Raw genomic sequence first — 22,291 nt, forward strand, 5'->3', positions numbered from 1 at the left:
TCCGCTTTCGACCGAGAAGATCGAACCGTCAAAAGAGCCAAACATCACCGCTCTTTCAACTCCTTCCAGGCTTCGATGAACTGAAGCAAGCCGCTGCCGAAAACTGCGTAACTCGTTGAATCTCAAGGAGTTTTCCGTTTCGACTGCGCCGGAAGTGGGGCGAATTATAGACTTCCTGAATCTGCCGTCAACCGTTAATTTCAGTTTTCTATCAATGCACCGAAAAAGCCTGCTTATATATAGATGCAACGTCAGCGAATGCGCAGTATATTGCCCAACACTTAAAACAACACCCTGCTCTCAACCCTGCTCTCACCTTCGGATGATGCCTCGCAATGACTGACCAACCTCGCTCTCTGGCCTCAATGCTGTTCCCGGTTGGCCTCTTATTAATAGCCATGGCATCCATTCAGTCTGGCGCCTCTCTGGCCAAGAGCATGTTCCCGGTGGTTGGCGCTCAGGGGACGACCACCCTGCGCCTGGTCTTTGCCAGCGTAATCATGCTGTTACTACTGCGTCCGTGGCGCGCCAGGCTGACAGCTCAGTCCCTGCGCACGGTGATCGTTTACGGAATGGCGCTGGGCGGCATGAACTTCCTCTTCTATATGTCATTGCGCACCGTGCCACTTGGCATCGCAGTCGCGCTTGAATTCACGGGTCCGCTGGCCGTCGCCATCTACGCCTCTCGCCGTGCGATCGACTTCCTCTGGATTGCTCTGGCGGCAGCTGGCCTGCTCCTGTTGATCCCCACCGGAGCGACCTCCACGGGAATTGATCTGGTCGGTGCCGGTTACGCCTTGGGGGCCGGCGTGTGCTGGGCGCTGTACATTCTGTTCGGCCAAAAGGCTGGCGCCGACAACGGCGTGACGACCGCGGCGCTGGGCGTGATGATTGCCGCACTGTTTGTCGCCCCGATCGGCATCGTGCATGCCGGCGCGGCATTGCTCACCCCGTCGCTGATCCCGGTGGCCATCGGCGTCGCCATCCTCTCGACTGCTTTGCCCTACACGCTGGAGATGGTCGCCCTCACCCGCATACCAGCCCGCACCTTTGGGACTTTGATGAGCATCGAACCGGCCTTTGGCGCGTTGTCCGGGCTGCTATTCCTGCAGGAGTACCTCACGCTGTCACAATGGATGGCGATCCTGTGCATTATTCTGGCTTCCGTCGGGGCAACCATGACCATGGGCAGTAGCGCCAAACCCGTTGTAGCGTCAGATTGAAACAGGATTTGACGAAGGTCTGGCAATTGGCGTTCATTTAGGCCATGTTTAGACCCCTTAACTCAGTGCCAGGCATGGATTTTTTCGGACAGGGATATCGAACCGCTTAAAGCGCAGGCGAATACAGGCAGACCCGAGCGCCAGACTCGTGGCTACCATAAGGACGGTAATGAAACGAATTTTGATACTGATCGCTGTATTGGCAGTAGCGGGGTGCGCAGCCACCGCCAAGACCCAAGTGAAGCACGGTAAAAAAGGGCTGCACATCAACTGTTCCGGGCTGTCGTCCTCTTGGGACAAGTGCTACACCAGCGCCGCCAATGCCTGCGCCCCAAAGGGCTACAAAGTCATCGCCAAATCAGGGGACGCCGTGGAAGAACCCGGCGACTACCCGTTCGGTCTTAATCCGGCCGGTTATACCAGCCGCAGCATGATCGTCATCTGCAAATGAATCATGCTGGCTGCTCGCCTTGTCGAGCAGCCAGCTGACGCCCGATTTCCTCATGACTGGATTTCAAAACCGTCCGTTGAATCTCCGGCGTCACCAGCATCCGCGCCACTACCAACGCTCCGACGCATTGCGACAGAATCGCCCACGCCAGGCTGTCGCTTTCCAGGATCTGCGCCCAACTGGCGTGCAACCGACAAATCCACAACTCTGCCTGCTCGCGAACCTGATCATCTGAACGGGCAATTTCCGCACCCAGTGTCGGCAAGGCGCAGCCCGATTCAGGCTGCTCCACGTGAGCCATGCTCAGGTACTGTTTCAGACAGCGTTCCAGCCGCTCACGATCCTGCGCCCCCTGCCCTCCCAGTCGCTCCAGGCTCTGACACAGTTCACGCTCGACGATCGCCGTGAACAGCTCGTTTTTCGACGAGAAGTGGCTATAAAACGCTGCGCCACTGAGGCCGATAGCCTTCATCAAACCATCGACACCGACTGTGGAAAAGCCCGAACGCTTGGCTGAAAGCGCGCTGCTGTTCAGCAGTTTTTCTCGGGTTTCCAGCTTGTGACCGGCGGAATACCGCATGTGCTTGCCCTCTTGATCGACCGCCTTGACGTTGTCCGGATCCTAGCATAACGTTCGTTCACTTAACGATCGTTTACTAAAGGGATCTACCCATGAATAACAAGAAGGTCGTGTTGGTGGTGGGTGCTGGCGATGCCACCGGCGGAGCGATTGCCAAGCGCTTTGCCAGAGAAGGTTTTATCGCTTGCGTCACCCGGCGCAGTGCCGACAAATTGCAGCCGCTGGTCGAGGCGATTCAGGCCGAGGGTGGAGAAGCACACGGCTTTGCCTGCGATGCGCGCAAGGAAGAAGACGTCATTGCGCTGATTGAAGAGATTGAAACCCGCCTCGGCCCGATCGAGGCGTTTGTCTTCAACATTGGTGCCAACGTGCCTTGCAGCATTCTCGAAGAAACTGCGCGCAAGTATTTCAAGATCTGGGAAATGGCCTGTTTCTCGGGCTTTCTCAATGCCCGCGAAGTGGCCAAGCGCATGGTCACCCGCAAACGCGGCACCATTCTGTTCACAGGCGCCACCGCCGGACTGCGCGGTGCTTCCGGATTTGCCGCGTTTGCCGGCGCCAAACACGGTATCCGTGCACTGGCACAAAGCATGGCTCGCGAGTTGGGCCCGATGAATATCCACGTCGCCCATGTAGTGGTCGATGGCGCGATCGATACCGACTTCATCCGCAACAGTTTCCCCGAGAAGTACGCGACCAAGGATCAGGACGGTATTCTCAATCCCGAACACATCGCCGAAAACTATTGGTATCTGCACAGTCAGCCACGGGATGCCTGGACCTTCGAGCTGGATCTGCGCCCGTGGAACGAACGCTGGTAAGCCCCGCCTCCTCCATAACAATAATCAGAGAGCAGCGAACATGACGAAAACCGTGGAGTTCTATTTCGACCTCGGCAGCCCTGCCACCTACCTGGCTTACACCCAATTACCGAAAATATGTGCCGCGACTCAAAGCGAGCTGATCTATATCCCGATGCTGCTGGGCGGCGTGTTCAAGGCGACTGGCAACGCGTCGCCGGCGATGATTCCGGCGAAGGGCCGCTACATGTTTCAGGATCTGGATCGCTACGCCAAACGTTATGGCGTGCCGCTGAAATTCAATCCGCACTTTCCGATCAACACTCTGATGCTGATGCGCGCGGTCACCGGCATCCAACTGCGCCAGCCGGAACGCTTTCACGCATTTATCGATTGTCTGTTCAAGGCATTGTGGGTGGAGGGACGCCCTCTCGATGAGCCGGAGACTGTCGCTGCGGTTTTGAGCGGACAGGGCTTCGATCCCAATGAAGTTCTGGCCCTGACCAGCGACGAGACAGTCAAGGCAGCCCTGAAGGACAACACCGAAACAGCCATTAAACGCGGGGTGTTTGGCGCGCCGAGCATGTTTATCGGCAACCAGATGTTCTTTGGACAGGACCGCCTCGACTTCGTCGAAGAGGCCCTGCGTCAGGCTTAGAAAAACCTCAGAACCCGGACGCTGCCAACAGCGCCCGGGTTTCAGCCATTCAAATCGCCGCTGTGCGCGTGTTCAGCCACTCCAGCGCGGCCCCCTCAAGCAATGGACTCAGACGCTCACGCACTTCGGCATGGTAGGCGTTGAACCACTGTTTCTCTTCCTGCGTCAGCAAGGATGGCTCCAGGCAACGCGTGTCGATCGGGCACAGGGTCAGCGTTTCAAACTTGAGGAACTCGCCAAACTCGCTGCTCCCCGCCTCGCGGTTCATCGCCAGGTTCTCGATGCGCACGCCCCAACGCCCCGGACGATAGGTGCCCGGTTCAATCGAGGTGATCATCCCCGCTTGCATCGCCGTTTGCGGTGCCGGTGCTGCCTGATAGGCGATCACCTGCGGGCCTTCGTGCACGTTGAGGAAATAGCCGACCCCATGACCGGTGCCGTGACCGTAATCCACGTTTTCCGCCCAGATCGGTGCGCGGGCGATGGCATCGAGCAACGGCGAGAGAATGCCTTTCGGGAACTGCGCCCGCGACAGCGCGATAACGCCTTTGAGTACGCGAGTGCAATCACGCTTCTGCTCGTCCGTCGGGGTTCCGACCGGGACCATTCGGGTGATGTCGGTGGTGCCGCCCAGGTACTGGCCGCCCGAGTCGATCAGCAGCAAGCCGTCACCCTCGATCACCGCGTGTTCTTCTTCGGTGGCGTGATAGTGCGGCATCGCGCCATTGGCGTTAAACGCGGCAATCGTGTTGAAGCTCAACGACACGTAATCCGGACGGCGCTCACGGGCAGCGGTGAGTTTTTCGTCGATGGTCAGCTCGGTGATACGTTCACGGCCCCAGGCCGATTCCAGCCAGGCGAAGAATTCGCACAATGCCGCACCATCCTGTTCCATGGCCTGGCGAATGTGCTGTGCATCGGCCTCGCTCTTCTGCGACTTGGCAAGGGTGGTCGGGTTCAGGCCTTCGACCAGTTTCACCGCGCTGTCGAGGTTATCCAGCAAACCGCTAGTCACCCGCGCCGGATCCACCAGCAGGCTCGCACCACCCGGTACGGCGCGCAAGGCGTCAGCGACTTCGCGGTAATCGCGCAGAGTCACGCCGTCCTGTTCCAGCACTGCACGCAGCTCGGCATCGACTTTGCTCAAGGCCACAAACAGCGTGGCCTGCTGTTGATTGATCAACGCAAAAGAAACAAACACCGGGTTGAACGACACGTCGCCGCCGCGCAGGTTGAACAACCAGGCGATGTCATCAAGGGTGGCGATGAAGTGCCAATCGGCGCCGCGCTCCTGCAGGGTCTCACGCAGTTTGGCGAGTTTTTCGCCACGGCTGACTGTCGCTTGCGGTGGCAGATGCTGATAGATCGGCGCATTCGGCAGGCTCGGGCGATCCGCCCAGACTTCCTTCAGCAAGTCGATGTCGGTGCGCAGACGCGCGCCACGCGCTTCAAGCTTGCTGCTCAGGGTACGTGCCGAAGCCACGGCCATCACCGCACCGTCAACCGCCACCACACCACCTTCGGGTGTCTGCTCTGCCAGCCAGTCCAGCGGACTCGGCTGACCCGGTTGCAGCTTGACCAGTTCGATGCCGCTGCCCTTGAGTTCCTTGGTCGCCTGTTCCCAATAGCGACTGTCGGCCCAGACCCCGGCGAAATCAGCAGTCACGATCAAAGTGCCGACCGAACCATGGAAGCCCGACAGCCATTGCCGCCCCTGCCAATAACCCGGCAGGTATTCCGACAGATGCGGGTCGGCCGATGGCACCAGCAACGCATGAATGCCTTCACGGCGCATCAATTCACGGGTGTGCGCCAGGCGCTGGGGAACCGTTCCTTCGGTCAAAGTCTGGGTACTCATCATGTCTCCTGCCAATCACTTCATCGTTATTGTTCGTAGCCGTGAAAACGGCTGGTTAAAGCCCTGTCGCCCAGAATGCCGGGGCACTGGCGCAGGCGCTTTTGATCAGTTCTGCCGCCTGATCGATATCGTCGGCGGTGGTGAAACGGCCGAGGCTCAGACGAATGGTGCGACCGGCCAGCCGGGCGTCGTGCCCCAGTGCCAGCAGCACGTGAGAAGGCGTGTTGCTCGCCGAGTTGCAGGCCGAGGTCGCGGAAAAGGCGATCGACTGGCTCAAGGCCGCACTGTTGAATTCACCTTCGCTGAAAGTCAGGCTCAACGTGTGCGCGATACGCTGGCTGGCGCTGCCGTTGAGGCGTACGCCCGGCAGACTCAGCAACTGTTCGAGCAGCCGTTCACGCAGCGCCACGATGGACTTTTTCTCGGCATCGAATTCGGCAGCCGCCAAGGCGAATGCCGCGCCCATGCCGGCGATCTGATGCGTCGCCAGGGTCCCGGAGCGCAGCCCGCCTTCATGACCGCCGCCATGAATCTGCGCCTGCAAACGCTGCTGCGCGCGCGGGCCGACATACAACGCGCCGATCCCCTTGGGACCGTAAAGCTTGTGCGCGGAAAACGACATCAAGTCCACTGGCCACTGCTGCAGATCAATCGCCACTTTGCCGGCGCCCTGCGCAGCATCGACATGAAACAACGCGCCACGGCCGCGCACGACTTCACCGATCGCCGGGATATTGTTGAGGGTGCCGAGTTCGTTGTTGACCAGCATCAGCGACACCAGAAAGGTGTCGTCGCGCATGGCTTCGCTGACTGCCTGCGGGGTGATCAGGCCTTCGGCGTCCGGTACCAGATAGGTCACCGCGACGCCGGCATCCTGCAATTGCCGGGCAGTATCGAGAATGGCTTTGTGTTCGATCTGACTGGTAATGATGTGGCCGCCGGCAACGCCGCGCGCCTGGGCCACGCCCTTGAGGGCGAGGTTGTTGGATTCGGTGGCGCCGGAGGTCCAGACGATCTGCGCAGCCTCGGCGCCGACCAGTTCGGCGACTTGCCGACGGGCCTGCTCGACCGTGTGCCGGGCCTGCTGGCCGAAGGCATGGGAGCTGGACGCCGGGTTGCCGAAGTTACCGTGAAAACCCAGACAATCGATCATCACCTGGATGACCCGCTCGTCCACCGGGGTGGTGGCGGCGTAATCGAAATACAACGGACGTTTATTCATAAAAGACTCGCAGAGCGTGTTCCGGGATCAGGAGGCTCGTGTCTGCAAACGGCACAGCGCAGCCTTGTGAGCTGCGCCTGGGTTCGAGACCGTCATCAATACCTGATCGGATGCCGTTAAAGAAGAACAACTTCATTTAAAAGTGCGTAGGAACGCTCCTGAAGCCGAGCTTAACAGGCATCGGGCCGGCGGTTGAAGCAATGCGTCAGTGAAAGCTTTCGAGAAGTAACGGGTACAGCGAAATCACCAACAGCGCCGCCATGCCCCAGTTGAACACGCGCAACCAGCGCGGGTCCTTCAGCACGTTACGCAGCAGCGTGCCGCACGCTGCCCAGACGCCGACGCTGGGCAGGTTGATGATGGCGAACACCGCAGCGATCACCACTACGTTGGTGAAGTAACCCTGCATCGGCGTGTAGGTGCTGATGGCGCCGATGGCCATGATCCAGGCCTTGGGATTGACCCACTGAAACGCGGCGGCACCCAGATAGCTGATCGGTTTGGCCTCGCCTTCCACGCCCTCACCCACCGGCCCCGAGTGGGCGATTTTCCACGCCAGGTACAACAGATATGCAGCACCGAGATAGCGCAGCACCGTGTAGAGAATCGGGTAAGTCTGGAACACCGCGCCCAGGCCAAAGCCCACCGCGACCACCAATACGAAGAAACCGCAGGTGATGCCGAGCATGTGAGGAATGGTGCGGTTGAAGCCGAAGTTCACGCCCGACGCCAGCAACATGGTGTTGTTCGGCCCCGGTGTAATCGAGGTGACAAGGGCAAACAGGGCAAAGCCCAACAGCAGATCAAGCGAGAGGGTCATGGGGCAATCCGTCAGGGTCATTCAGGTGTTGACCCTATCGCACGGCAGCGCGCAAACCCACGGACAGTTACGCGAAAATTCAAGCAGTACAGTTTGCGATTAGCTTGGACGACCGTGCAGCTGTATGGCTCGCCCGGCGCTCATTTCAGCTTTCTTGTCGAATTGCGATTCGCCCAGTAGTGCAGCTTTCTTCGCGTGATATTCGTCGAAAGACAAGCCGCTGCGGTTCAGCGCTTCCATTGCCAGTTCGCGGGTTTCTTCGGCGGTGTACGGCCGTTGTTCGGGGGAAACGTGGGTCGCGCAACCGGCGAGTACGGAGACAGCGAGCAGCAGCGAAACAGTCAGTAAACGATTCATGGGGAGCGTCCTGGCGAGCGGTGGTAGTCGATGGACAAAGGCTACGCCCGCGCCTCTCCGGGCAAAAATCAACGCTCTCAATAGTGGCTATCAGGATTTCAGCTTTAACGCCCTCATATCTCTTAACGATCTATAAATATCGATTAACGTTCTTTTACGGAATAACCAGCAGCCGCTATAAATCCCTGCACACGGCGAACAACTGTTGCTCCAGCAACTGTTGCCCAGGCAACAGCAGATCAGCAAACCCGCCTGATATCTGCACAACCGACTCACGCCAGAGCGCTAAGGCCCAAGTAAACCGGGCCTCTCAGGAATTGGTACAGCGCTTGCTCAAGCCTTGGCACTTACTCACTGCTCGCTGAGCAACTGTTGATAAAAAGGAACTGATCATGTCGCGTCCCCTGAAAGTCGTCGCCCTCTCCGGCGGCACCTGGCGTCCATCGCGCACGCTGGTGCTGACCCAAGCGCTGTTGGCCGAACTGGCCGGACACTTACCGGTCGAGAGTCATCTGATCGAACTCGGTGACATCGCCCGGCCGTTGGGTGGTGCCCTGTCGCGTCAGGAGCTGAGCGCCGAGGTCGAGGCCGAACTGCAAGCCATCGAACAGGCCGATCTGCTGATCGTCGCCGCGCCGGTGTATCGCGGTTCCTACCCGGGACTGCTCAAGCATCTGTTCGACCTGATCGACCTCAACGCACTGATCGACACCCCGGTGCTGCTCGCCGCCACCGGTGGCAGTGAGCGCCATGCGCTGGTACTCGATCATCAGTTGCGGCCGCTGTTCAGTTTCTTCCAGGCCGTGACCCTGCCCATTGGCGTGTACGCCACCGAGGCCGATTTCGCCGACTACCAGATCACCAGCGAACCGCTGAAAGCGCGGATCCGTCTGGCCGCCGAACGCGCCGCGCCGCTGTTCGGCACACAAATCAAACCGTTGCTGAAAATCGCTTAAGGAGCTGTTCATGGATGTTTTCTGGTTCCTGCCGACCCACGGCGACGGCCATTACCTGGGCACCACCCAAGGCGCGCGCCCGGTCACCCTGAATTATCTGAAACAAGTGGCGCAAGCCGCCGACAGCCTCGGCTATCACGGCGTGCTGATTCCCACCGGGCGCTCCTGCGAAGACTCGTGGGTGATCGCCTCGGCGCTGGTGCCGTTGACCGAACGCCTGCGTTATCTGGTAGCGATCCGCCCGGGGATCATTTCGCCCACCGTTTCGGCGCGCATGGCGGCAACGCTCGATCGACTGTCCAATGGTCGTCTGCTGATCAACGTGGTGACCGGCGGCGACCCCGACGAAAACCGTGGCGACGGCAGCTTCCTGAGCCACAGCGAACGCTACGAAGTCACCGACGAATTCCTCAGGATCTGGCGCCGGGTGTTGCAAGGCGAATCGGTGGATTTCGAGGGCAAGCACCTGAAAGTGCAGAACGCCAAAGCCTTGTATCCGCCGGTGCAGAAACCGTATCCACCGTTGTATTTCGGCGGCTCGTCCGACGCGGCGCATGACCTCGCTGCCGAGCAAGTCGACGTGTACCTGACCTGGGGCGAACCGCCCGCCGCCGTTGCCGAAAAACTCGCCGATGTACGTGAACGTGCCGCTCGCCATGGACGCAAGGTGAAGTTCGGTATTCGCCTGCACGTCATCGTTCGCGAGACCGCCGAAGAGGCGTGGAAGGCTGCGGACAAACTGATCGAGCACATCAGCGACGAGACCATCGAAGCCGCGCAGAAATCCTTCTCGCGCTTCGACTCCGAAGGCCAGCGGCGCATGGCGGCGTTGCATGACGGGCGTCGCGACAACCTGGAAATCGCCCCCAACCTGTGGGCCGGCGTCGGTCTGGTACGCGGCGGTGCCGGTACCGCGCTGGTGGGCGATCCGCAGCAAGTGGCCGCGCGGATCAAGGAGTACGCCGACCTCGGTATCGAGAGCTTCATCTTTTCCGGTTATCCGCACCTGGAAGAGGCTTACCGCTTTGCCGAACTGGTGTTCCCGCTGCTGCCCGAACCGTATGCAAGCCTGGCTGGACGCGGCGTGACCAACCTCACCGGGCCGTTTGGCGAAATGATTGCCAACGATGTGTTGCCCGGCCAAGCCAAGGCCTAAAAACGCCCATTGTAGGAGTGAGCCTGCTCGCGAAAGCGGTGTATCTGAGACGGTGATGTCGACTGTGCTGACCACATCGCGAGCAGGCTCACTCCTACAGGGATTGCATCGATTTTGAGGAACACCGTGTGACCGCCAAACCACAAAGCACCCTGCTCTCCCCGCTGCAGACCGCGCGCCAACTGGCCGCCGAATTCGCCGTCACCGCCGTCGAACGTGACGAGCGCGGCGGTACGCCGAAGGCCGAACGCGATGCCCTGCGCGACAGCGGCCTGCTGGCCCTGAGCATTCCCACCCGCTACGGCGGCCTCGGCGCGACATGGAGCGAAACCCTGCAGATCGTGCGCGAGTTCGCCAAGGTCGACAGTTCCATCGCCCACGTCTTCGGTTTTCATCACCTGATGCTCGCCACCGTGCGCCTGTTCTCGCGGCCCGAACAATGGCAGCCGTGGTTCGAACAGACCGCGCGGCAGAACTGGTTCTGGGGCAACGCGCTCAACCCGCTCGACACCCGCACCGTGGTCAAGGACTTCGGCGGTTGGCGCGAGTTTTCCGGGAAGAAAAGCTTCTGCTCCGGCGCCAGCGATTCGCAGATGCTGATCGCTTCGGCCGTCGACGAAAGTGCCGGCGGCAAGTTGCTGATCGCGGCGATTCCCAGCGGTCGCAGCGGCATCACCCTGCACGACGACTGGAACAACATCGGCCAGCGCCAGACCGACAGCGGCAGCGCCACGTTCGAACGGGTGCGGGTCGAAGAATCCGAGCTGCTGCTCGATCCCGGCCCGTTGAGCACACCGTTCGCCTGCCTGCGTCCGCTGATCGCGCAACTGACCTTCACCCACATGTTCCTCGGCATCGCCGAAGGTGCCTTTGAGGAAGCGCGCCAGTACACGCTGAGCGAAACCCGGCTCTGGCACAAATCCGCCGCCCGCAATGTGCGTGAAGACCCGTACGTACTCGCGCATTACGGCGAGTTCTGGGTGGCGCTGGAAGGCATCCGCCTGCTGGTCGAACGGGCCGCCGTGCTGCTTGACGAGGCCTGGGCCCAAGGCCCGAACCTGACGGCAGACGAGCGTGGACATCTGGCCACGGCGATTGCCACCGCCAAGGTCGCCGCCAGTCGTCAGGGGCTGGAGATTTGCAGCCGCTTGTTCGAAGTCACAGGCGCGCGTTCGACCCACGCCTCGCTGCGTCTCGATCGGCACTGGCGCAACCTGCGCACGCAGACCCTGCACGACCCGCTCGATTACAAACTCCACGAGCTGGGCGACTGGGCGCTGAATCAGGCGCTGCCGGTGCCGACGTTCTATTCCTGATCTTGCCTTTAATGGAGCGAGTCCCATGCAACTGCTGACCCTTCCGCCCTCACCCGCTCTGGCGACGTCGATCCGCGCCACCGCGCAGGTCTTCGAAGACCCCAAGTCCCAGGCCCTGCTCGCGCATCTGCAACAAGTCGCGCCGAGCGAAGCCAGCGTGCTGATCATCGGCGAGACCGGCACCGGCAAGGAACTGGTGGCGCGGCACATCCACAACCTGAGCAATCGCCGGCATCGGCCGTTTGTCGCGGTCAACTGCGGCGCGTTTTCCGAATCGCTGGTGGAAGCCGAGTTGTTCGGCCATGAAAAAGGCGCTTTCACCGGCGCGCTCAGCGCCAAGGCCGGGTGGTTCGAAGAGGCGGATGGCGGCACCTTGTTCCTCGACGAAATCGGCGATTTGCCGATGGCAATTCAGGTCAAGTTGCTGCGGGTGTTGCAGGAGCGCGAAGTGGTGCGCCTCGGCTCGCGCAAAAGCATTCCGATCGATGTGCGCGTGCTGGCCGCGACCAACGTGCAACTGGAGAAAGCGATCAATGCCGGAAACTTCCGCGAAGACCTGTTCTACCGATTGAACGTGGTCAATCTTGAGCTCAGCCCGTTGCGCGAGCGGCCCGGCGATATCCTGCCGCTGACCCGACATTTCATCGAGGCCTACAGCCAGCGCCTGGGTTACGGACGGGTCAGCATCAGCCCCGGTGCCGAACAGAAACTGCGCAGCTACACTTGGCCGGGCAACATCCGTGAACTGGAAAACGTCATCCACCACACCCTGTTGATCTGCCGTAACGGCGTGATCGAGCGCGACGATTTGCGCCTGTCGAACCTGCGCATCGAGCGCCCGGACGATCAGCAGTCGAACGCCGACGATTCACCGGAAGCGCTGCTGGAGCGAGCCTTCCAGAAGCTCTTCGAACAACAGGCCGGCGCCCTCCACGAAAAGGTCGAAGACGCCCTGCTGCGCGCCGCCTATCGCTTCTGCCATTACAACCAGGTGCACACCGCCGCGCTGCTCGGTCTGAGCCGCAATGTCACCCGCACGCGGCTGATCAAGATCGGCGAACTGGCGGTGAACAAGCGGCGACTCACGGAGAACCTGCACGGTGAACGCCTGATCCAGTTGTCGATCTAGCCCACCAGATTGCAGTGCAGCGCATCGTCATGACTGCGGGCGATGCTGCTCAACACCTGAAATGAATTGAAGGTCACGGTCTTCGCCTGATGGGCGCGGATCAGCTGCCAGAAATCCTGCTCGCCGCTTTCATAGCGACAGAACGCCGCCTCCCCGGCTTCGCGGCTCTGCCACTGGAGCAAGCTCAGCACCCGCCGACCGTCGTCGCTGACCTGGACGCTGGCGCTGACAAAGCCTGCGTAGCGCTGCGCCAGATGTTCACTCTGCTGCGCCAGCGCACTGACCAATGCCGGTTGCTGGCGCGGCTCGATCTCGAATTCGATCAATTGGGTAAAACTGCGATTTTTCGTCGAGGTTTGCATGAGAAGTCCCCATTCATCGTAAGACGAGTCTTGCGACTCGAAGGCCTGCAGGGTAAAACCTCTAGTTAAGTCAAGGTCAAGAGCCCTATTGCAAAATGATCACCCCGGAAAACCTGCACAAACAGCTCACCGTGGGCGAAGTCGCCGCGCGCAGCGGAGTCGCGGTCACTGCCCTGCACTTTTATGAAGCCAAAGGCCTGATCACCAGCCAGCGCAATGCCGGCAATCAGCGCCGTTATCCACGGGCAGTCTTGCGCCGGGTGGCGTTGATCAAGGTCGCGCAGCGTCTGGGCATTCCGCTGGCGGAGATTGGCGAGGCGCTGAAGAGACTCCCCGACGACCGCGCTCCGACAGCAGCAGACTGGAAAGTCCTGTCCGAACAATGGCGCCGCGAACTGGACGAGCGGATCAATCAGCTGACCTTGTTGCGTGACCGGCTCACCGGTTGCATCGGTTGCGGGTGTCTGTCGATGGAGGCCTGCCCGTTGCGCAATCAGGGCGATGTGCTCGGTGATCAGGGGCCGGGGGCGCACTTTCTGGACTGACTGCTCGTCGGGGAAAAATCCTGGCCGCGCAGACAGTTCTATAGTGAATCTTCCACAAATCCGGTGGAGCCATACCTCGCAAAACAAAAACAGGGAGAACGTCATGAGCGTCAAACCCATTCCCGAGGGGTATCACAGCATTACCCCGTACCTCGGCATCCTCAAGGCTGCCGAAGCCATCGAGTTCTACAAGAAAGCCTTTGGCGCGACCCAGGTCATGCGCCTGGACATGCCCGACGGGCGCGTCGGCCACGCCGAACTGCGCATTGGCGACAGCGCGATCATGCTCGGCACGCCGTGCGATCAAGGGCCGTTGAGTGGTCCGGACAATGCCGTGTCGGTCGGTCTGCATCTGTATGTCACTGATGTCGACAAGTCCTTTCAACGGGCGCTGGATGCCGGGGCGAGTGCGGTGTCGGAGGTCAAGGATCAATTTTATGGTGATCGCAGCGGGACGCTGAAGGATCCCTATGGGCACCTGTGGTTTCTGGCGACGCGCAAGGAGGATCTGACGGAAGAGCAGATCAAGCAGCGGGCGATGGAGATGTTCAGTCAGGGTTGAGATCTTCAGGGGCTGGGCCGACCCTATCGCGAGCAGGCTCACTCCTACAATTGGAACGCGTTTCAACTGTAGGAGTGAGCCTGCTCGCGATGAGGCCAGTGCGGACACATCACACTTCATGAACCTGAACACCACGCTTCAACCCTTGCCCCGAATGCCGAACACTTTCAGGATGCATCCCACCCGCACCTGAACAAGGATCAGCCCGATGTTTGCCGGATTCGTCAAAGACCAGCGCCACGTCAACGGTGTCGACATCGCCTATCGCCTCGGTGGCAGCGGCCCGGGGTTGTTGCTGTTGCACGGACACCCGCAGACCCACGTGATCTGGCACAAGATTGCCGAGCAGTTGGCGGAGCATTTCACCGTGGTCGCCGCCGACCTGCGCGGCTACGGCGACAGCGCCCGACCGGCTGCCGATGAACAACACCGCCATTACTCAAAACGCGAAATGGCCAGGGACAACCTCGAGTTGATGCAGGCGCTGGGCTTCGAACAGTTTTCGATTCTGGCCCACGACCGTGGCGCCCGGGTCGGCCATCGCCTGGCCCTCGACCACCGCGCTGCGGTGCAACGGATGATGCTGCTGGACATCGCCCCGACCCTGGCAATGTACACGCAGACCAACGAAGCGTTCGCCCGCGCCTATTGGCACTGGTTCTTTCTGATCCGCCCGGCGCCGTTGCCGGAAACCCTGATCGAGGCCGATCCCGCAGCCTATCTGCGCAGCGTGATGGGCAGCCGCAGCGCCGGACTCGCGCCGTTCACCGAGCCAGCGTTCGGCGAATACCTGCGTTGCCTGCAACGTCCCGGCAGCGCCCGAGGCATTTGCGAGGACTACCGCGCCAGCGCCAGCATCGACCTGGAACATGACCGGGCCGACATCGCTGCCGGCCATCATCTTGACCTGCCGCTGCGGGTGCTGTGGGGTGCGCAAGGCACAGTCGGGCGCTGCTTTGACCCGCTCAAGGAATGGCAGCATGTGGCGACCAACGTCAGTGGCAAGGCGCTGCCGGCCGGGCATTATCTGGCCGAAGAAGTGCCCGAACTGTTGCTCGCCGAAGCGCTGGATTTCCTGCGCTGAATCGAGCCCTGTACCGCCGATGCTATGCTGGCGGCTTGTGCCGCCAGTGCTCGTTCCCACATGTCCCAGAACCAAGACCCCGTGCCCCTGCCCGAAGACCTGCGCGTGCTGCTGACCGTGATCCGCAAGAACGGTTTCGCCGCTGCCGCTGATGAACTGGGCCTGTCCCCGGCCTACGTCAGCAAACGCATCCAGATTCTCGAATCGACCCTCGGCACCCGCCTGCTGCACCGCACCAGTCGCCGGGTGTCGCTGACCGAAGACGGCGAGCGGGTGCAGCGCTGGGCCTTGCGCATCCTCGATGATTTTCAACAACTGCATGACGATCTCGCCGACGCTCACGACAGCCCACGCGGGCGCTTGCACATCTGCAGCAGTTTCGGTTTCGGCCGCAACCATGTGGCGCCTGCGGTTTCGCGGCTGGCCGAGCTTCACCCGCAGTTGCAGATCCGCCTGGACCTGTTCGACCGCGCAGTGGACATCGTCAACGAGGGTTTCGATCTGGAAATCCGCGTCGGCGACGACCTGCCCGGCCAGCACATCGGCCGGCAACTGGTGAGTAACCGCCGGGTGCTGTGCGCTGCGCCCGCATACCTTGAGCGCCGCGGCACACCGCAGACTCTGGACGATCTGCAACAACATGACTGCCTGGTGATCAAGGAGCGCGACAACGCTTTCGGCGTCTGGCATCTGGATCGTGACGGCACACAGGAAAGCGTGCGGGTCAGTGGGCCGCTGTCTTCCAACAACGGCGAGATTGTCCTGCAATGGGCGCTCGACGGACGCGGCGTGTTGCTGCGTTCATTGTGGGATGTGAAACCATTGCTGGAACAGGGCCGACTGCTGCCTGTGCTGGCCGCTTACAGCCAGAGCGCCAATGTCTGGGCGGTGTACCCGACGCGGCTGGCCAACTCCGGGAAGCTGCGGGCGTGTGTGGAGTTTTTGCAGGGGCATTTCAAGGATTTGTCGCTATAGCGGGTGCAACACCAAACCCTTGTAGGAGTGAGCCTGCTCGCGATGGCGGTCATTCAGCCAATGATTATTTCGACTGACACGACGCCATCGCGAGCAGGCGAAGGCCTACAGAGGGCTAGTTGGGTGTCAGGTCAGCCATGGGTTGGCGGCCAGGTGTTCGCGTTCGAACGCCTCGATTTGCTGACGCCGCTGCAAGGTACTGCCAATCGCATCCAGCCCCAGCAACAGTGCGGTCTTGCGCAAGCCGTCAATCTGGAAATCGATGACTTCACCGTCCGCCAGACGTATCTGCTGCGCCTCAAGATCCACATTGACCAGTGCCGTTTCAGGCTGACTCACCAACCGGCCAATGCGCTGCACCTGTGCCTCGTCCAGGGTAATCAGCAACACCCCGTTGCGCTGGCAGTTGTCGTAGAAGATCCCGGCAAAACGGCTGCCGATCAGCGCGCGAATGCCCATTTGCTGCAACCCCCACACCGCGTGTTCGCGGCTGGAACCGCAACCGAAATTCGCCCCGACAACGAGAAAACTCGCGCCCTGCCAGGCTGGCTGGTTCAACACGAATTCAGGGTTGGGCGTACCGTCGGCAAGAAAGCGCAGATCGAAAAACAGCCCACGATCCAGTCCCTGACGGTCGATACCCTTGAGAAACTGCTTGGGCATGATCACATCGGTGTCGACGTTGGCCGCAAGCAGCGGCGCGGCCTGGCCGCTGACTTGCGTGAAGGGTTGCAGGCTCATGGGCGTTCTCCAAAGTGGCGGATGTCGGTGAGGTGGCCGCTGATCGCTGCTGCGGCGACCATGGCCGGGCTCATCAGGTGCGTGCGCGCCCCCGCGCCCTGGCGGCCTTCGAAATTGCGGTTGGTGCTGGAGGCGCAACGGTCGCCGGGCGCGAGCACGTCATCGTTCATCGCCAGGCACATCGAGCAGCCGGACTGACGCCATTCGAAACCGGCGTCGATGAAGATCTGCTCCAGCCCCTCAGCCTCGGCCTGGGCCCGCACTGCGCTGGAACCGGGCACGATCATCGCCCGCACATGCCCGGCCACCCGCCGACCGCGCACCACGCTGGCGGCGTCACGCAGATCCTCGATCCGCGCGTTGGTGCAGGAGCCGATAAAAGCGTGGCTGATGACGATATCGCGCAGCGCCATCCCCGCCTCCAGGCCCATGTATTGAAGGGCGCGGCGCATGTCCTGTCGCAGAATCGGATCGTCGATAGCCTGCGGGTCAGGCACCTGCGCGCCAATCGCAGCCGCCTGATCCGGGCTGGTGCCCCAGGTAACCATCGGCTCCAGCAGGCTGGCGTCGAGATGGATTTCGCGGTCGAACACGGCACCGGGATCGCTGCGCAGTTCACGCCACTTTTCCACGCCCCGCGCCCACAGCACGCCTTGTGGTGCGCGGGGTTTGCCGTTGAGATAAGCAAAGACTTTTTCGTCCGGCGCCATGAACGCACCGCGTGCACCGGCTTCGACCGCCATGTTGCAAATGGTCATCCGCGCTTCGACGCTCAGCTCATCGATGGTCGATCCGCAGAACTCGATCGCATAGCCAGTGGCGCCCGACGCACCGATGCGGCCGATCAGCGCCATGATCACGTCCTTCGACGTCAGCCCCGGCACCAGTTCGCCATCCACCGTCACGCGCATGCTTTTCAGACGTTTGTAGACCAGCGTCTGCGAGGCCAGCAGGTGCTCGATTTCCGAGGTGCCAATGCCAAATCCGAACGCCCCCAGCGCACCGTACGTGGTGGTGTGGCTGTCACCGGCAGCGATGACCATGCCCGGCAGAATGAAGCCTTGCTCCGGGGCGATCACATGCTCGATGCCCTGACGTTTATCGAGGATATCCAGCAGTTCGATGCCGAAATCCCGGCAGTTCTCCGCCAGATACGACACCTGCCGCGCACCGCCGGCATCAGGCATCGCCGCCACCCGTTTGGGGGTGGTCGGGTTGACGTGATCGACCACCGCCAACGCCGTACCCGGCCGCCAGACCTTGCGCCCGGCAGCACGCAGACCGCTGAACGCCTGCGGGCTGGTGTATTCGTTGATCACCTGGCGATCGATATACAGCAGCACATGGCCCTGATCGTCGAGGCGGCACACGGTGTGCGAATCGATGTGTTTGTCGTAGAGGGTTCTGGGGTTCATCAGGGCGCTCGCTCAAGGGAATGCGGTGCTTTCCATCATAGGGAGCGCTTTGATGGCATCAATTGGCAGGCAGTGAGAGCGGCGTTCATGAATCGTGTTTGATCGGCTGATCAATGACTGCCTCTGTGGGAGCGGGCTTGCTCGCGAAGGCGTCGCGTCAGTCGACATCAAAGTTGAATGATCTACCGCATTCGCGAGCAAGCTCGCTCCCACAGGGGTTGGTGGTGACTGGGGGAATTGCGAAACATTTGCTTTCATATCACCTTTCGGGATTTGTCCGGCTCATCCGTCCTATAGAGATGCAGGCCGTTCGCACAGGCAACAGCCACGACCGCGCCTTTTGCGGACACCCGCGCTGCGAAGCCCGTAGCCGCGTGCCCTTTCATCGAAATCAAGACGCGCAAACATGTCGAAGAAATCCCGTTCCAAACTGTGGTTCCTGGTGCATAGCTGGCTCGCGCTGCCGATCTGGTGTTTTGTCCTGATCGTCTGTGTCACCGGCACGCTGGCGGTGGTCAGTCAGGAAATCGTCTGGCTGGCCAACCCGCAAATGCGCGCCAGCCAGCCATCGGATGACGCACCGCGGCTCAGTTACGATCAAGTGCTGGCCGCGATCAAACAGGCCGAACCGCAGACGCTGGTGGAAAGCATCAGCCGCCCCGACGAATCGCACTTCGCCCTCGACGTCGAGGTCAGCTACCCCGACGGCCGCTCGCAGACGGTCTACGTCAACCCGTACACCGGGGTGATCCAGGGCGCGGCGCCGGACTTCAACTTCAAGGCGTTCACCCGCGCCCTGCACGGCTGGTGGCTGGTGCCGTTCACCAACGGTTTCAGCTGGGGCTGGTACCTGGTGTCGTTCCTCGGCCTGCCGATGCTCGCTTCGCTGATCACCGGGCTGGTGGTGTACAAGCGCTTCTGGAAAGGTTTCTTCAAACCCACCCTGCGTTTTCGCCACGGCGCGCGGATTTTCTGGGGCGACTTCCATCGACTGAGCGGCATCTGGTCGATCTGGTTCATCGCGGTGATCTCGATCACGGGCACCTGGTTTCTGATCCAGGCCATTCTGGCCGACAACCAGGTGTCCATCAGCAGCGAACCGATCATTCCCGCCATGTCCCGGGAAAGCGTACCGATGTCGAGCGACGCCAGTCCTCCCCCACGAATCAGCCTCGATCGCGCGGTACAGATCGCCGAACAGCACATCCCCGGGCTGGAAGTCAGCTTCGTCAGCCTGCCGGGCAATGCCTACAGCCACTTGAGCCTTGGCGGGCGCGGCTGGTATCCGCTGATGTTCCAGACCGCCACGCTCAACCCGTACAACGGTGAGATGGCCGCCACGCGACTGCTGACCGACCGTTCCTCGCTGGAGTTCGTCACCGAGTCGATGCGCCCGCTGCACACCGGTGATTTCGGCGGTCTGTGGATCAAACTGATCTGGTTCTTCTTCGGTCTGCTGCTGAGCATGATGGTCCTCAGCGGCCTGTTGATCTGGACCAAGCGCACCGCGCTGGCCACCGCCAACGCCCTCAAGCGCGAAAATAAAAAGGCCCGCAGCCCTCGCGTCAGCCGTGAACCGGCGGAGGTCAGCCCGTGAGCCCGTCCAACCGCACTGCCCAACCGTCCGCCCTGCGCCGCTTCTGGCACAAATGGCGCTTTCACCTGAACGCCTTGTTGCTGCTGATTCCGTTGGGCTTCATGCCCAAGTATTTCGCCGATGCCGCGCTGTTTCGCGGTGACGTCGGCCTCGGTGAGCATGAGGTCGGCGAAATCCAGGTCGGCCCGTGGAGCCTGCGCCTGGCCGAACTGCGTAACGAAGCACCGCGCCTTAGCGGCCCCGCCGGCTACATGAAGGACTTCAATGCCGCCCTGTGCGATGCCTGTGTCGAACAGGTCAAGGCCACCTACCTGCGCATCGGCAAACCGCGCAGCCTGCGCGCCGCCGGGGTGATTTTCTTTGGCACGCCGTATCGCATGGGCGCGCAATTGCCGGTGGCGGAAAAGACCAAAGCCGATGCCGAACTGTGGATCACCATGGAAGGCTGGGACGGCAGCATGCATCAGGCCTCGATTCCCCTGAGCCAGGCCTCCCCCGCCACCCTCGCCTGGCTGAACCAACAAGGAGCCAAACCATGAACCGCGTTCAACGCCCTTCCCGCCTGCAGTTGCGCGCCGCGTTGCTGATGCTGTGCGCAGGTTTCAGCGCCGGCGCCCTGGCCCATAACCCGATGTGCGAATGCAAAGCCGTCGATGCCGAGCAGATCAAATGCACCGGCGGCTTCTCCGACGGCAGCGGCGCACCGGGGGTGACCCTCGATGTGATCGGTTACGACGAAACCATTCTGCTGCCGGGCAAGCTCGGCGCCGACTCGACCGTGACGTTCAAGAAACCGGCGGCCGAGTTTTATGTGCTGTTCGACGCCGGCCCCGGCCACGTTGTGGAAATCGACCAAGCCGACATCGAGGCCCCATGAGCACGCCCACCACCCAAGTCGTCCGCCCGGCCGGTGCCGGGCATGAAACCCTCAATGTTCTGCTGTTGTGTTTACTGATCCTTGCCGTCGCCGGCTCGGTGGTGGCGTGGCGCGGGGTGTCCCATGAGCCGGAGCCGGTCGCCAGCCATCAGCTCGATGCGCGGCGCGATCTCAGCGCCGCCGAGCAAGGCATCTACGCCGACCTGCGGGTGACCCTCGATGAAATTCGCCTGCTGCATGAAGAACAGCAGAGCCTGCCGACGCCACAGACCCTGGCTGAAGAAGGTTTCGCCCCGTTCGCCCAGGACGCCAGTTCGGTCAGCCGTGGCGGGCATGCCTGGCAATTGCTGGCGGACACGGCCTATTTCGGCCACAGCCAGGCGCCCGCCGTCGCCGGTTCGTTCGTGATGCTATTGAGCGCCGACGCCACTGCCGCGCCGGACATCTGGCTCAACCGCGCCGCAGAGCTGCAGACGCCCACCGAACTGACTGACGCCGCGCTGTCCGCCGCCGGCTGGAAACAGATCGTCGCGCAGTTCGATGCCGGTGTGACCCGCGAGCATCGCCACTGAACCTTCGCCTTCACCCGAGAGAAGACCGCTTGCCCATGCTTATTTCCCTGACTCGCCGTCCCCTCCTGCGCACCCTGCTGTTAGGCCTGTGCGCGTGCCTGCTGAGCCCGCTGGCCAGCGCCGATCCGGGCAAACGCCTGCGCATCGGCATCACCCTGCACCCGTATTACAGCTATGTGGCGAATATCGTCGGCGACAAGGCCGAGGTGGTGCCGCTGATTCCCGCCGGCTTCAACCCGCACGCCTACGAGCCACGCGCCGAAGACATCAAGCGCATCAGCGGGCTGGATGTGATCGTGCTCAACGGGGTCGGTCATGACGACTTCGCCGACCGCATGATCGCCGCCAGCGAAACGCCGAACATCAAGACCATCGAAGCCAACGAAAACGTGCCGCTGCTGGCGGCCACCGGTACCGCTGCGCGCGGCGCCGGCAAAGTGGTCAACCCCCACACCTTCCTGTCGATCAGCGCCTCGATTGCCCAGGTCAACAACATCGCCCGCGAGCTGGGCAAACTCGATCCGGACAACGCCAGGGCCTACACCCAGAACGCCCGCGCCTACGGCAAACGCCTGCGGCAGATGCGCGCCGATGCGCTGGCCAAACTGACTCAGGCACCGAACGCCGAACTGCGCGTGGCCACGGTGCACGCCGCGTACGACTATCTGCTGCGCGAATTCGGCCTGGAAGTGACGGCCGTGGTCGAGCCGGCCCACGGCATCGAACCCAGTCCGAGCCAGTTGAAAAAGACCATCGACCAACTGCGCGAACTCGACGTGAAGGTGATCTTCTCGGAGATGGATTTCCCTTCCACCTACGTCGAAACCATCCAGCGTGAGTCCGGCGTGAAGCTGTACCCGCTGTCGCACATTTCCTATGGCGAATACAGCGCCGACAAGTACGAAAAGGAAATGACCGGCAACCTCGACACCGTGGTGCGGGCAATTCAGGAGTCCGGGGCATGACAGCAAAAGAAACCCTCTCTGACACCCCGCCATCCCCTGTGGGAGCGGGCTTGCTCGCGAAAGCGCCGGA

At 61.5% G+C, this 22,291-nt stretch carries 25 protein-coding genes; 17 read left to right on the forward strand and 8 right to left on the reverse strand.

Annotation, left to right across the window (positions count from 1 at the left end; translation table 11 throughout):
• The first annotated feature begins 335 nt into the window (after positions 1–335).
• Both rhtA and J1G18_RS27195 read left to right on the forward strand, forming a co-directional pair.
• A complete protein-coding gene (gene rhtA / locus J1G18_RS27190; protein WP_135296258.1) occupies positions 336–1,223 on the forward strand; it encodes a threonine/homoserine exporter RhtA in 888 nt (295 codons plus the stop codon).
• A gap of 169 nt (positions 1,224–1,392) precedes the next feature.
• The gene (locus J1G18_RS27195; protein WP_096795010.1) at positions 1,393–1,674 is read left to right on the forward strand and encodes a hypothetical protein; all 282 of its coding nucleotides are present in this window, start codon (positions 1,393–1,395) and stop codon (positions 1,672–1,674) included.
• Between the two features lies 1 nt (position 1,675).
• On the opposite strand, the gene J1G18_RS27200 is transcribed toward J1G18_RS27195, so the two are convergent.
• On the reverse strand, positions 1,676–2,254 hold the full coding sequence (locus J1G18_RS27200; protein ID WP_027613371.1) for a TetR/AcrR family transcriptional regulator: 579 nt from the start codon (positions 2,252–2,254) through the stop codon (positions 1,676–1,678).
• Positions 2,255–2,346: 92 nt separating this feature from the next.
• Here J1G18_RS27200 and J1G18_RS27205 point away from each other — a divergent pair, with 92 nt between their 5' ends.
• Both J1G18_RS27205 and J1G18_RS27210 read left to right on the forward strand, forming a co-directional pair.
• Positions 2,347–3,075: an SDR family oxidoreductase gene (locus J1G18_RS27205; protein WP_223009459.1), complete on the forward strand. Its 729-nt coding sequence runs from the start codon at positions 2,347–2,349 to the stop codon at positions 3,073–3,075.
• A 40-nt stretch (positions 3,076–3,115) separates the two neighbouring features.
• Complete coding sequence (locus J1G18_RS27210; protein ID WP_135296261.1) at positions 3,116–3,712, forward strand: 2-hydroxychromene-2-carboxylate isomerase; 597 nt, start codon at positions 3,116–3,118, stop codon at positions 3,710–3,712.
• 49 nt (positions 3,713–3,761) lie between these two features.
• Here the strand turns inward: J1G18_RS27210 and J1G18_RS27215 are convergent, their stop codons facing one another.
• From J1G18_RS27215 to J1G18_RS27230, 4 genes are all read right to left on the reverse strand, one after another.
• Entirely contained in the window at positions 3,762–5,570 is a 1,809-nt protein-coding gene (locus J1G18_RS27215; protein ID WP_210558419.1) for an aminopeptidase P family protein, read from the reverse strand.
• Between the two features lie 55 nt (positions 5,571–5,625).
• Positions 5,626–6,792, reverse strand: coding sequence for an aminotransferase class V-fold PLP-dependent enzyme (locus J1G18_RS27220; RefSeq protein WP_223009462.1), 1,167 nt, complete (start codon positions 6,790–6,792; stop codon positions 5,626–5,628).
• Between the two features lie 205 nt (positions 6,793–6,997).
• Positions 6,998–7,612, reverse strand: coding sequence for a LysE family translocator (locus tag J1G18_RS27225; protein WP_003226640.1), 615 nt, complete (start codon positions 7,610–7,612; stop codon positions 6,998–7,000).
• A gap of 99 nt (positions 7,613–7,711) precedes the next feature.
• The gene (locus J1G18_RS27230; protein ID WP_041069780.1) at positions 7,712–7,969 is read right to left on the reverse strand and encodes a hypothetical protein; all 258 of its coding nucleotides are present in this window, start codon (positions 7,967–7,969) and stop codon (positions 7,712–7,714) included.
• Positions 7,970–8,361: 392 nt separating this feature from the next.
• Between J1G18_RS27230 and msuE the strand changes: the two genes are divergently transcribed.
• The 4 genes from msuE (at position 8,362) to J1G18_RS27250 (ending at position 12,526) form a co-directional block, all read left to right on the forward strand.
• Complete coding sequence (gene msuE, locus J1G18_RS27235; protein WP_047599911.1) at positions 8,362–8,925, forward strand: FMN reductase; 564 nt, start codon at positions 8,362–8,364, stop codon at positions 8,923–8,925.
• Between the two features lie 10 nt (positions 8,926–8,935).
• Complete coding sequence (gene ssuD / locus J1G18_RS27240) at positions 8,936–10,081, forward strand: FMNH2-dependent alkanesulfonate monooxygenase (protein ID WP_223009464.1); 1,146 nt, start codon at positions 8,936–8,938, stop codon at positions 10,079–10,081.
• A 128-nt stretch (positions 10,082–10,209) separates the two neighbouring features.
• Positions 10,210–11,397 carry an acyl-CoA dehydrogenase family protein gene (locus J1G18_RS27245; protein ID WP_223009466.1) on the forward strand — a complete coding sequence of 396 codons (1,188 nt, stop codon included), beginning with the start codon at positions 10,210–10,212 and terminating at the stop codon, positions 11,395–11,397.
• Positions 11,398–11,422: 25 nt separating this feature from the next.
• Positions 11,423–12,526, forward strand: coding sequence for a sigma-54 interaction domain-containing protein (locus J1G18_RS27250; protein WP_223009468.1), 1,104 nt, complete (start codon positions 11,423–11,425; stop codon positions 12,524–12,526).
• On the opposite strand, the gene J1G18_RS27255 is transcribed toward J1G18_RS27250, so the two are convergent.
• Positions 12,523–12,888 carry an antibiotic biosynthesis monooxygenase gene (locus J1G18_RS27255; RefSeq protein ID WP_134786976.1) on the reverse strand — a complete coding sequence of 122 codons (366 nt, stop codon included), beginning with the start codon at positions 12,886–12,888 and terminating at the stop codon, positions 12,523–12,525. The genes J1G18_RS27250 and J1G18_RS27255 overlap by 4 nt on opposite strands.
• Positions 12,889–12,983: 95 nt before the next feature.
• Here J1G18_RS27255 and soxR point away from each other — a divergent pair, with 95 nt between their 5' ends.
• From soxR to J1G18_RS27275, 4 genes are all read left to right on the forward strand, one after another.
• A complete protein-coding gene (soxR, locus tag J1G18_RS27260; RefSeq protein ID WP_103368494.1) occupies positions 12,984–13,433 on the forward strand; it encodes a redox-sensitive transcriptional activator SoxR in 450 nt (149 codons plus the stop codon).
• A gap of 103 nt (positions 13,434–13,536) precedes the next feature.
• Positions 13,537–13,995: a VOC family protein gene (locus tag J1G18_RS27265; protein WP_097088236.1), complete on the forward strand. Its 459-nt coding sequence runs from the start codon at positions 13,537–13,539 to the stop codon at positions 13,993–13,995.
• Between the two features lie 208 nt (positions 13,996–14,203).
• Positions 14,204–15,079 carry an alpha/beta fold hydrolase gene (locus J1G18_RS27270; RefSeq protein WP_139054978.1) on the forward strand — a complete coding sequence of 292 codons (876 nt, stop codon included), beginning with the start codon at positions 14,204–14,206 and terminating at the stop codon, positions 15,077–15,079.
• A gap of 24 nt (positions 15,080–15,103) precedes the next feature.
• Positions 15,104–16,054, forward strand: a complete 951-nt coding sequence (locus tag J1G18_RS27275; RefSeq protein WP_135296269.1) for a LysR substrate-binding domain-containing protein — start codon at positions 15,104–15,106, stop codon at positions 16,052–16,054.
• Between the two features lie 126 nt (positions 16,055–16,180).
• Here the strand turns inward: J1G18_RS27275 and leuD are convergent, their stop codons facing one another.
• Entirely contained in the window at positions 16,181–16,795 is a 615-nt protein-coding gene (leuD, locus tag J1G18_RS27280) for a 3-isopropylmalate dehydratase small subunit (protein ID WP_139054976.1), read from the reverse strand.
• Positions 16,792–18,210: a 3-isopropylmalate dehydratase large subunit gene (gene leuC / locus J1G18_RS27285; protein ID WP_223009470.1), complete on the reverse strand. Its 1,419-nt coding sequence runs from the start codon at positions 18,208–18,210 to the stop codon at positions 16,792–16,794. The genes leuD and leuC overlap by 4 nt, the downstream gene beginning before the upstream one ends.
• A 406-nt stretch (positions 18,211–18,616) precedes the next feature.
• Between leuC and J1G18_RS27290 the strand changes: the two genes are divergently transcribed.
• From J1G18_RS27290 to J1G18_RS27310, 5 genes are read left to right on the forward strand one after another with little or no spacing between them, the layout of a single operon-like run.
• Positions 18,617–19,807, forward strand: coding sequence for a PepSY-associated TM helix domain-containing protein (locus J1G18_RS27290; RefSeq protein ID WP_223009472.1), 1,191 nt, complete (start codon positions 18,617–18,619; stop codon positions 19,805–19,807).
• Entirely contained in the window at positions 19,804–20,346 is a 543-nt protein-coding gene (locus J1G18_RS27295; RefSeq protein ID WP_027613388.1) for a hypothetical protein, read from the forward strand. The genes J1G18_RS27290 and J1G18_RS27295 overlap by 4 nt, the downstream gene beginning before the upstream one ends.
• Positions 20,343–20,684, forward strand: a complete 342-nt coding sequence (locus tag J1G18_RS27300; protein WP_097088250.1) for a hypothetical protein — start codon at positions 20,343–20,345, stop codon at positions 20,682–20,684. The genes J1G18_RS27295 and J1G18_RS27300 overlap by 4 nt, the downstream gene beginning before the upstream one ends.
• Positions 20,681–21,256: a DUF6162 family protein gene (locus tag J1G18_RS27305; RefSeq protein WP_098964847.1), complete on the forward strand. Its 576-nt coding sequence runs from the start codon at positions 20,681–20,683 to the stop codon at positions 21,254–21,256. The genes J1G18_RS27300 and J1G18_RS27305 overlap by 4 nt, the downstream gene beginning before the upstream one ends.
• A 35-nt stretch (positions 21,257–21,291) precedes the next feature.
• Positions 21,292–22,221 (forward strand): metal ABC transporter substrate-binding protein, encoded by a 930-nt coding sequence (locus tag J1G18_RS27310; protein WP_134786984.1) that lies wholly within the window; start codon positions 21,292–21,294, stop codon positions 22,219–22,221.
• Positions 22,222–22,291: the final 70 nt, after the last annotated feature.

The sequence above is a fragment of the Pseudomonas sp. MIS38 genome (assembly GCF_019891575.1).
Taxonomy (GTDB): Bacteria; Pseudomonadota; Gammaproteobacteria; order Pseudomonadales; family Pseudomonadaceae; genus Aquipseudomonas; species Aquipseudomonas putida_A.

Excerpts from the sequence above, each read along its gene's own strand:
- rhtA (WP_135296258.1), top strand. The coding sequence starts at position 336 with ATGACTGACCAACCTCGCTCTCTGGCCTCAATGCTGTTCCCGGTTGGC.
- J1G18_RS27195 (WP_096795010.1), top strand. The coding sequence starts at position 1,393 with ATGAAACGAATTTTGATACTGATCGCTGTATTGGCAGTAGCGGGGTGC.
- J1G18_RS27200 (WP_027613371.1), bottom strand. The coding sequence starts at position 2,254 with ATGCGGTATTCCGCCGGTCACAAGCTGGAAACCCGAGAAAAACTGCTG.
- J1G18_RS27205 (WP_223009459.1), top strand. The coding sequence starts at position 2,347 with ATGAATAACAAGAAGGTCGTGTTGGTGGTGGGTGCTGGCGATGCCACC.
- J1G18_RS27210 (WP_135296261.1), top strand. The coding sequence starts at position 3,116 with ATGACGAAAACCGTGGAGTTCTATTTCGACCTCGGCAGCCCTGCCACC.
- J1G18_RS27215 (WP_210558419.1), bottom strand. The coding sequence starts at position 5,570 with ATGAGTACCCAGACTTTGACCGAAGGAACGGTTCCCCAGCGCCTGGCG.
- J1G18_RS27220 (WP_223009462.1), bottom strand. The coding sequence starts at position 6,792 with ATGAATAAACGTCCGTTGTATTTCGATTACGCCGCCACCACCCCGGTG.
- J1G18_RS27225 (WP_003226640.1), bottom strand. The coding sequence starts at position 7,612 with ATGACCCTCTCGCTTGATCTGCTGTTGGGCTTTGCCCTGTTTGCCCTT.
- J1G18_RS27230 (WP_041069780.1), bottom strand. The coding sequence starts at position 7,969 with ATGAATCGTTTACTGACTGTTTCGCTGCTGCTCGCTGTCTCCGTACTC.
- msuE (WP_047599911.1), top strand. The coding sequence starts at position 8,362 with ATGTCGCGTCCCCTGAAAGTCGTCGCCCTCTCCGGCGGCACCTGGCGT.
- ssuD (WP_223009464.1), top strand. The coding sequence starts at position 8,936 with ATGGATGTTTTCTGGTTCCTGCCGACCCACGGCGACGGCCATTACCTG.
- J1G18_RS27250 (WP_223009468.1), top strand. The coding sequence starts at position 11,423 with ATGCAACTGCTGACCCTTCCGCCCTCACCCGCTCTGGCGACGTCGATC.
- J1G18_RS27255 (WP_134786976.1), bottom strand. The coding sequence starts at position 12,888 with ATGCAAACCTCGACGAAAAATCGCAGTTTTACCCAATTGATCGAATTC.
- soxR (WP_103368494.1), top strand. The coding sequence starts at position 12,984 with ATGATCACCCCGGAAAACCTGCACAAACAGCTCACCGTGGGCGAAGTC.
- J1G18_RS27265 (WP_097088236.1), top strand. The coding sequence starts at position 13,537 with ATGAGCGTCAAACCCATTCCCGAGGGGTATCACAGCATTACCCCGTAC.
- J1G18_RS27270 (WP_139054978.1), top strand. The coding sequence starts at position 14,204 with ATGTTTGCCGGATTCGTCAAAGACCAGCGCCACGTCAACGGTGTCGAC.
- J1G18_RS27275 (WP_135296269.1), top strand. The coding sequence starts at position 15,104 with ATGCTGGCGGCTTGTGCCGCCAGTGCTCGTTCCCACATGTCCCAGAAC.
- leuD (WP_139054976.1), bottom strand. The coding sequence starts at position 16,795 with ATGAGCCTGCAACCCTTCACGCAAGTCAGCGGCCAGGCCGCGCCGCTG.
- leuC (WP_223009470.1), bottom strand. The coding sequence starts at position 18,210 with ATGAACCCCAGAACCCTCTACGACAAACACATCGATTCGCACACCGTG.
- J1G18_RS27290 (WP_223009472.1), top strand. The coding sequence starts at position 18,617 with ATGTCGAAGAAATCCCGTTCCAAACTGTGGTTCCTGGTGCATAGCTGG.
- J1G18_RS27300 (WP_097088250.1), top strand. The coding sequence starts at position 20,343 with ATGAACCGCGTTCAACGCCCTTCCCGCCTGCAGTTGCGCGCCGCGTTG.
- J1G18_RS27305 (WP_098964847.1), top strand. The coding sequence starts at position 20,681 with ATGAGCACGCCCACCACCCAAGTCGTCCGCCCGGCCGGTGCCGGGCAT.
- J1G18_RS27310 (WP_134786984.1), top strand. The coding sequence starts at position 21,292 with ATGCTTATTTCCCTGACTCGCCGTCCCCTCCTGCGCACCCTGCTGTTA.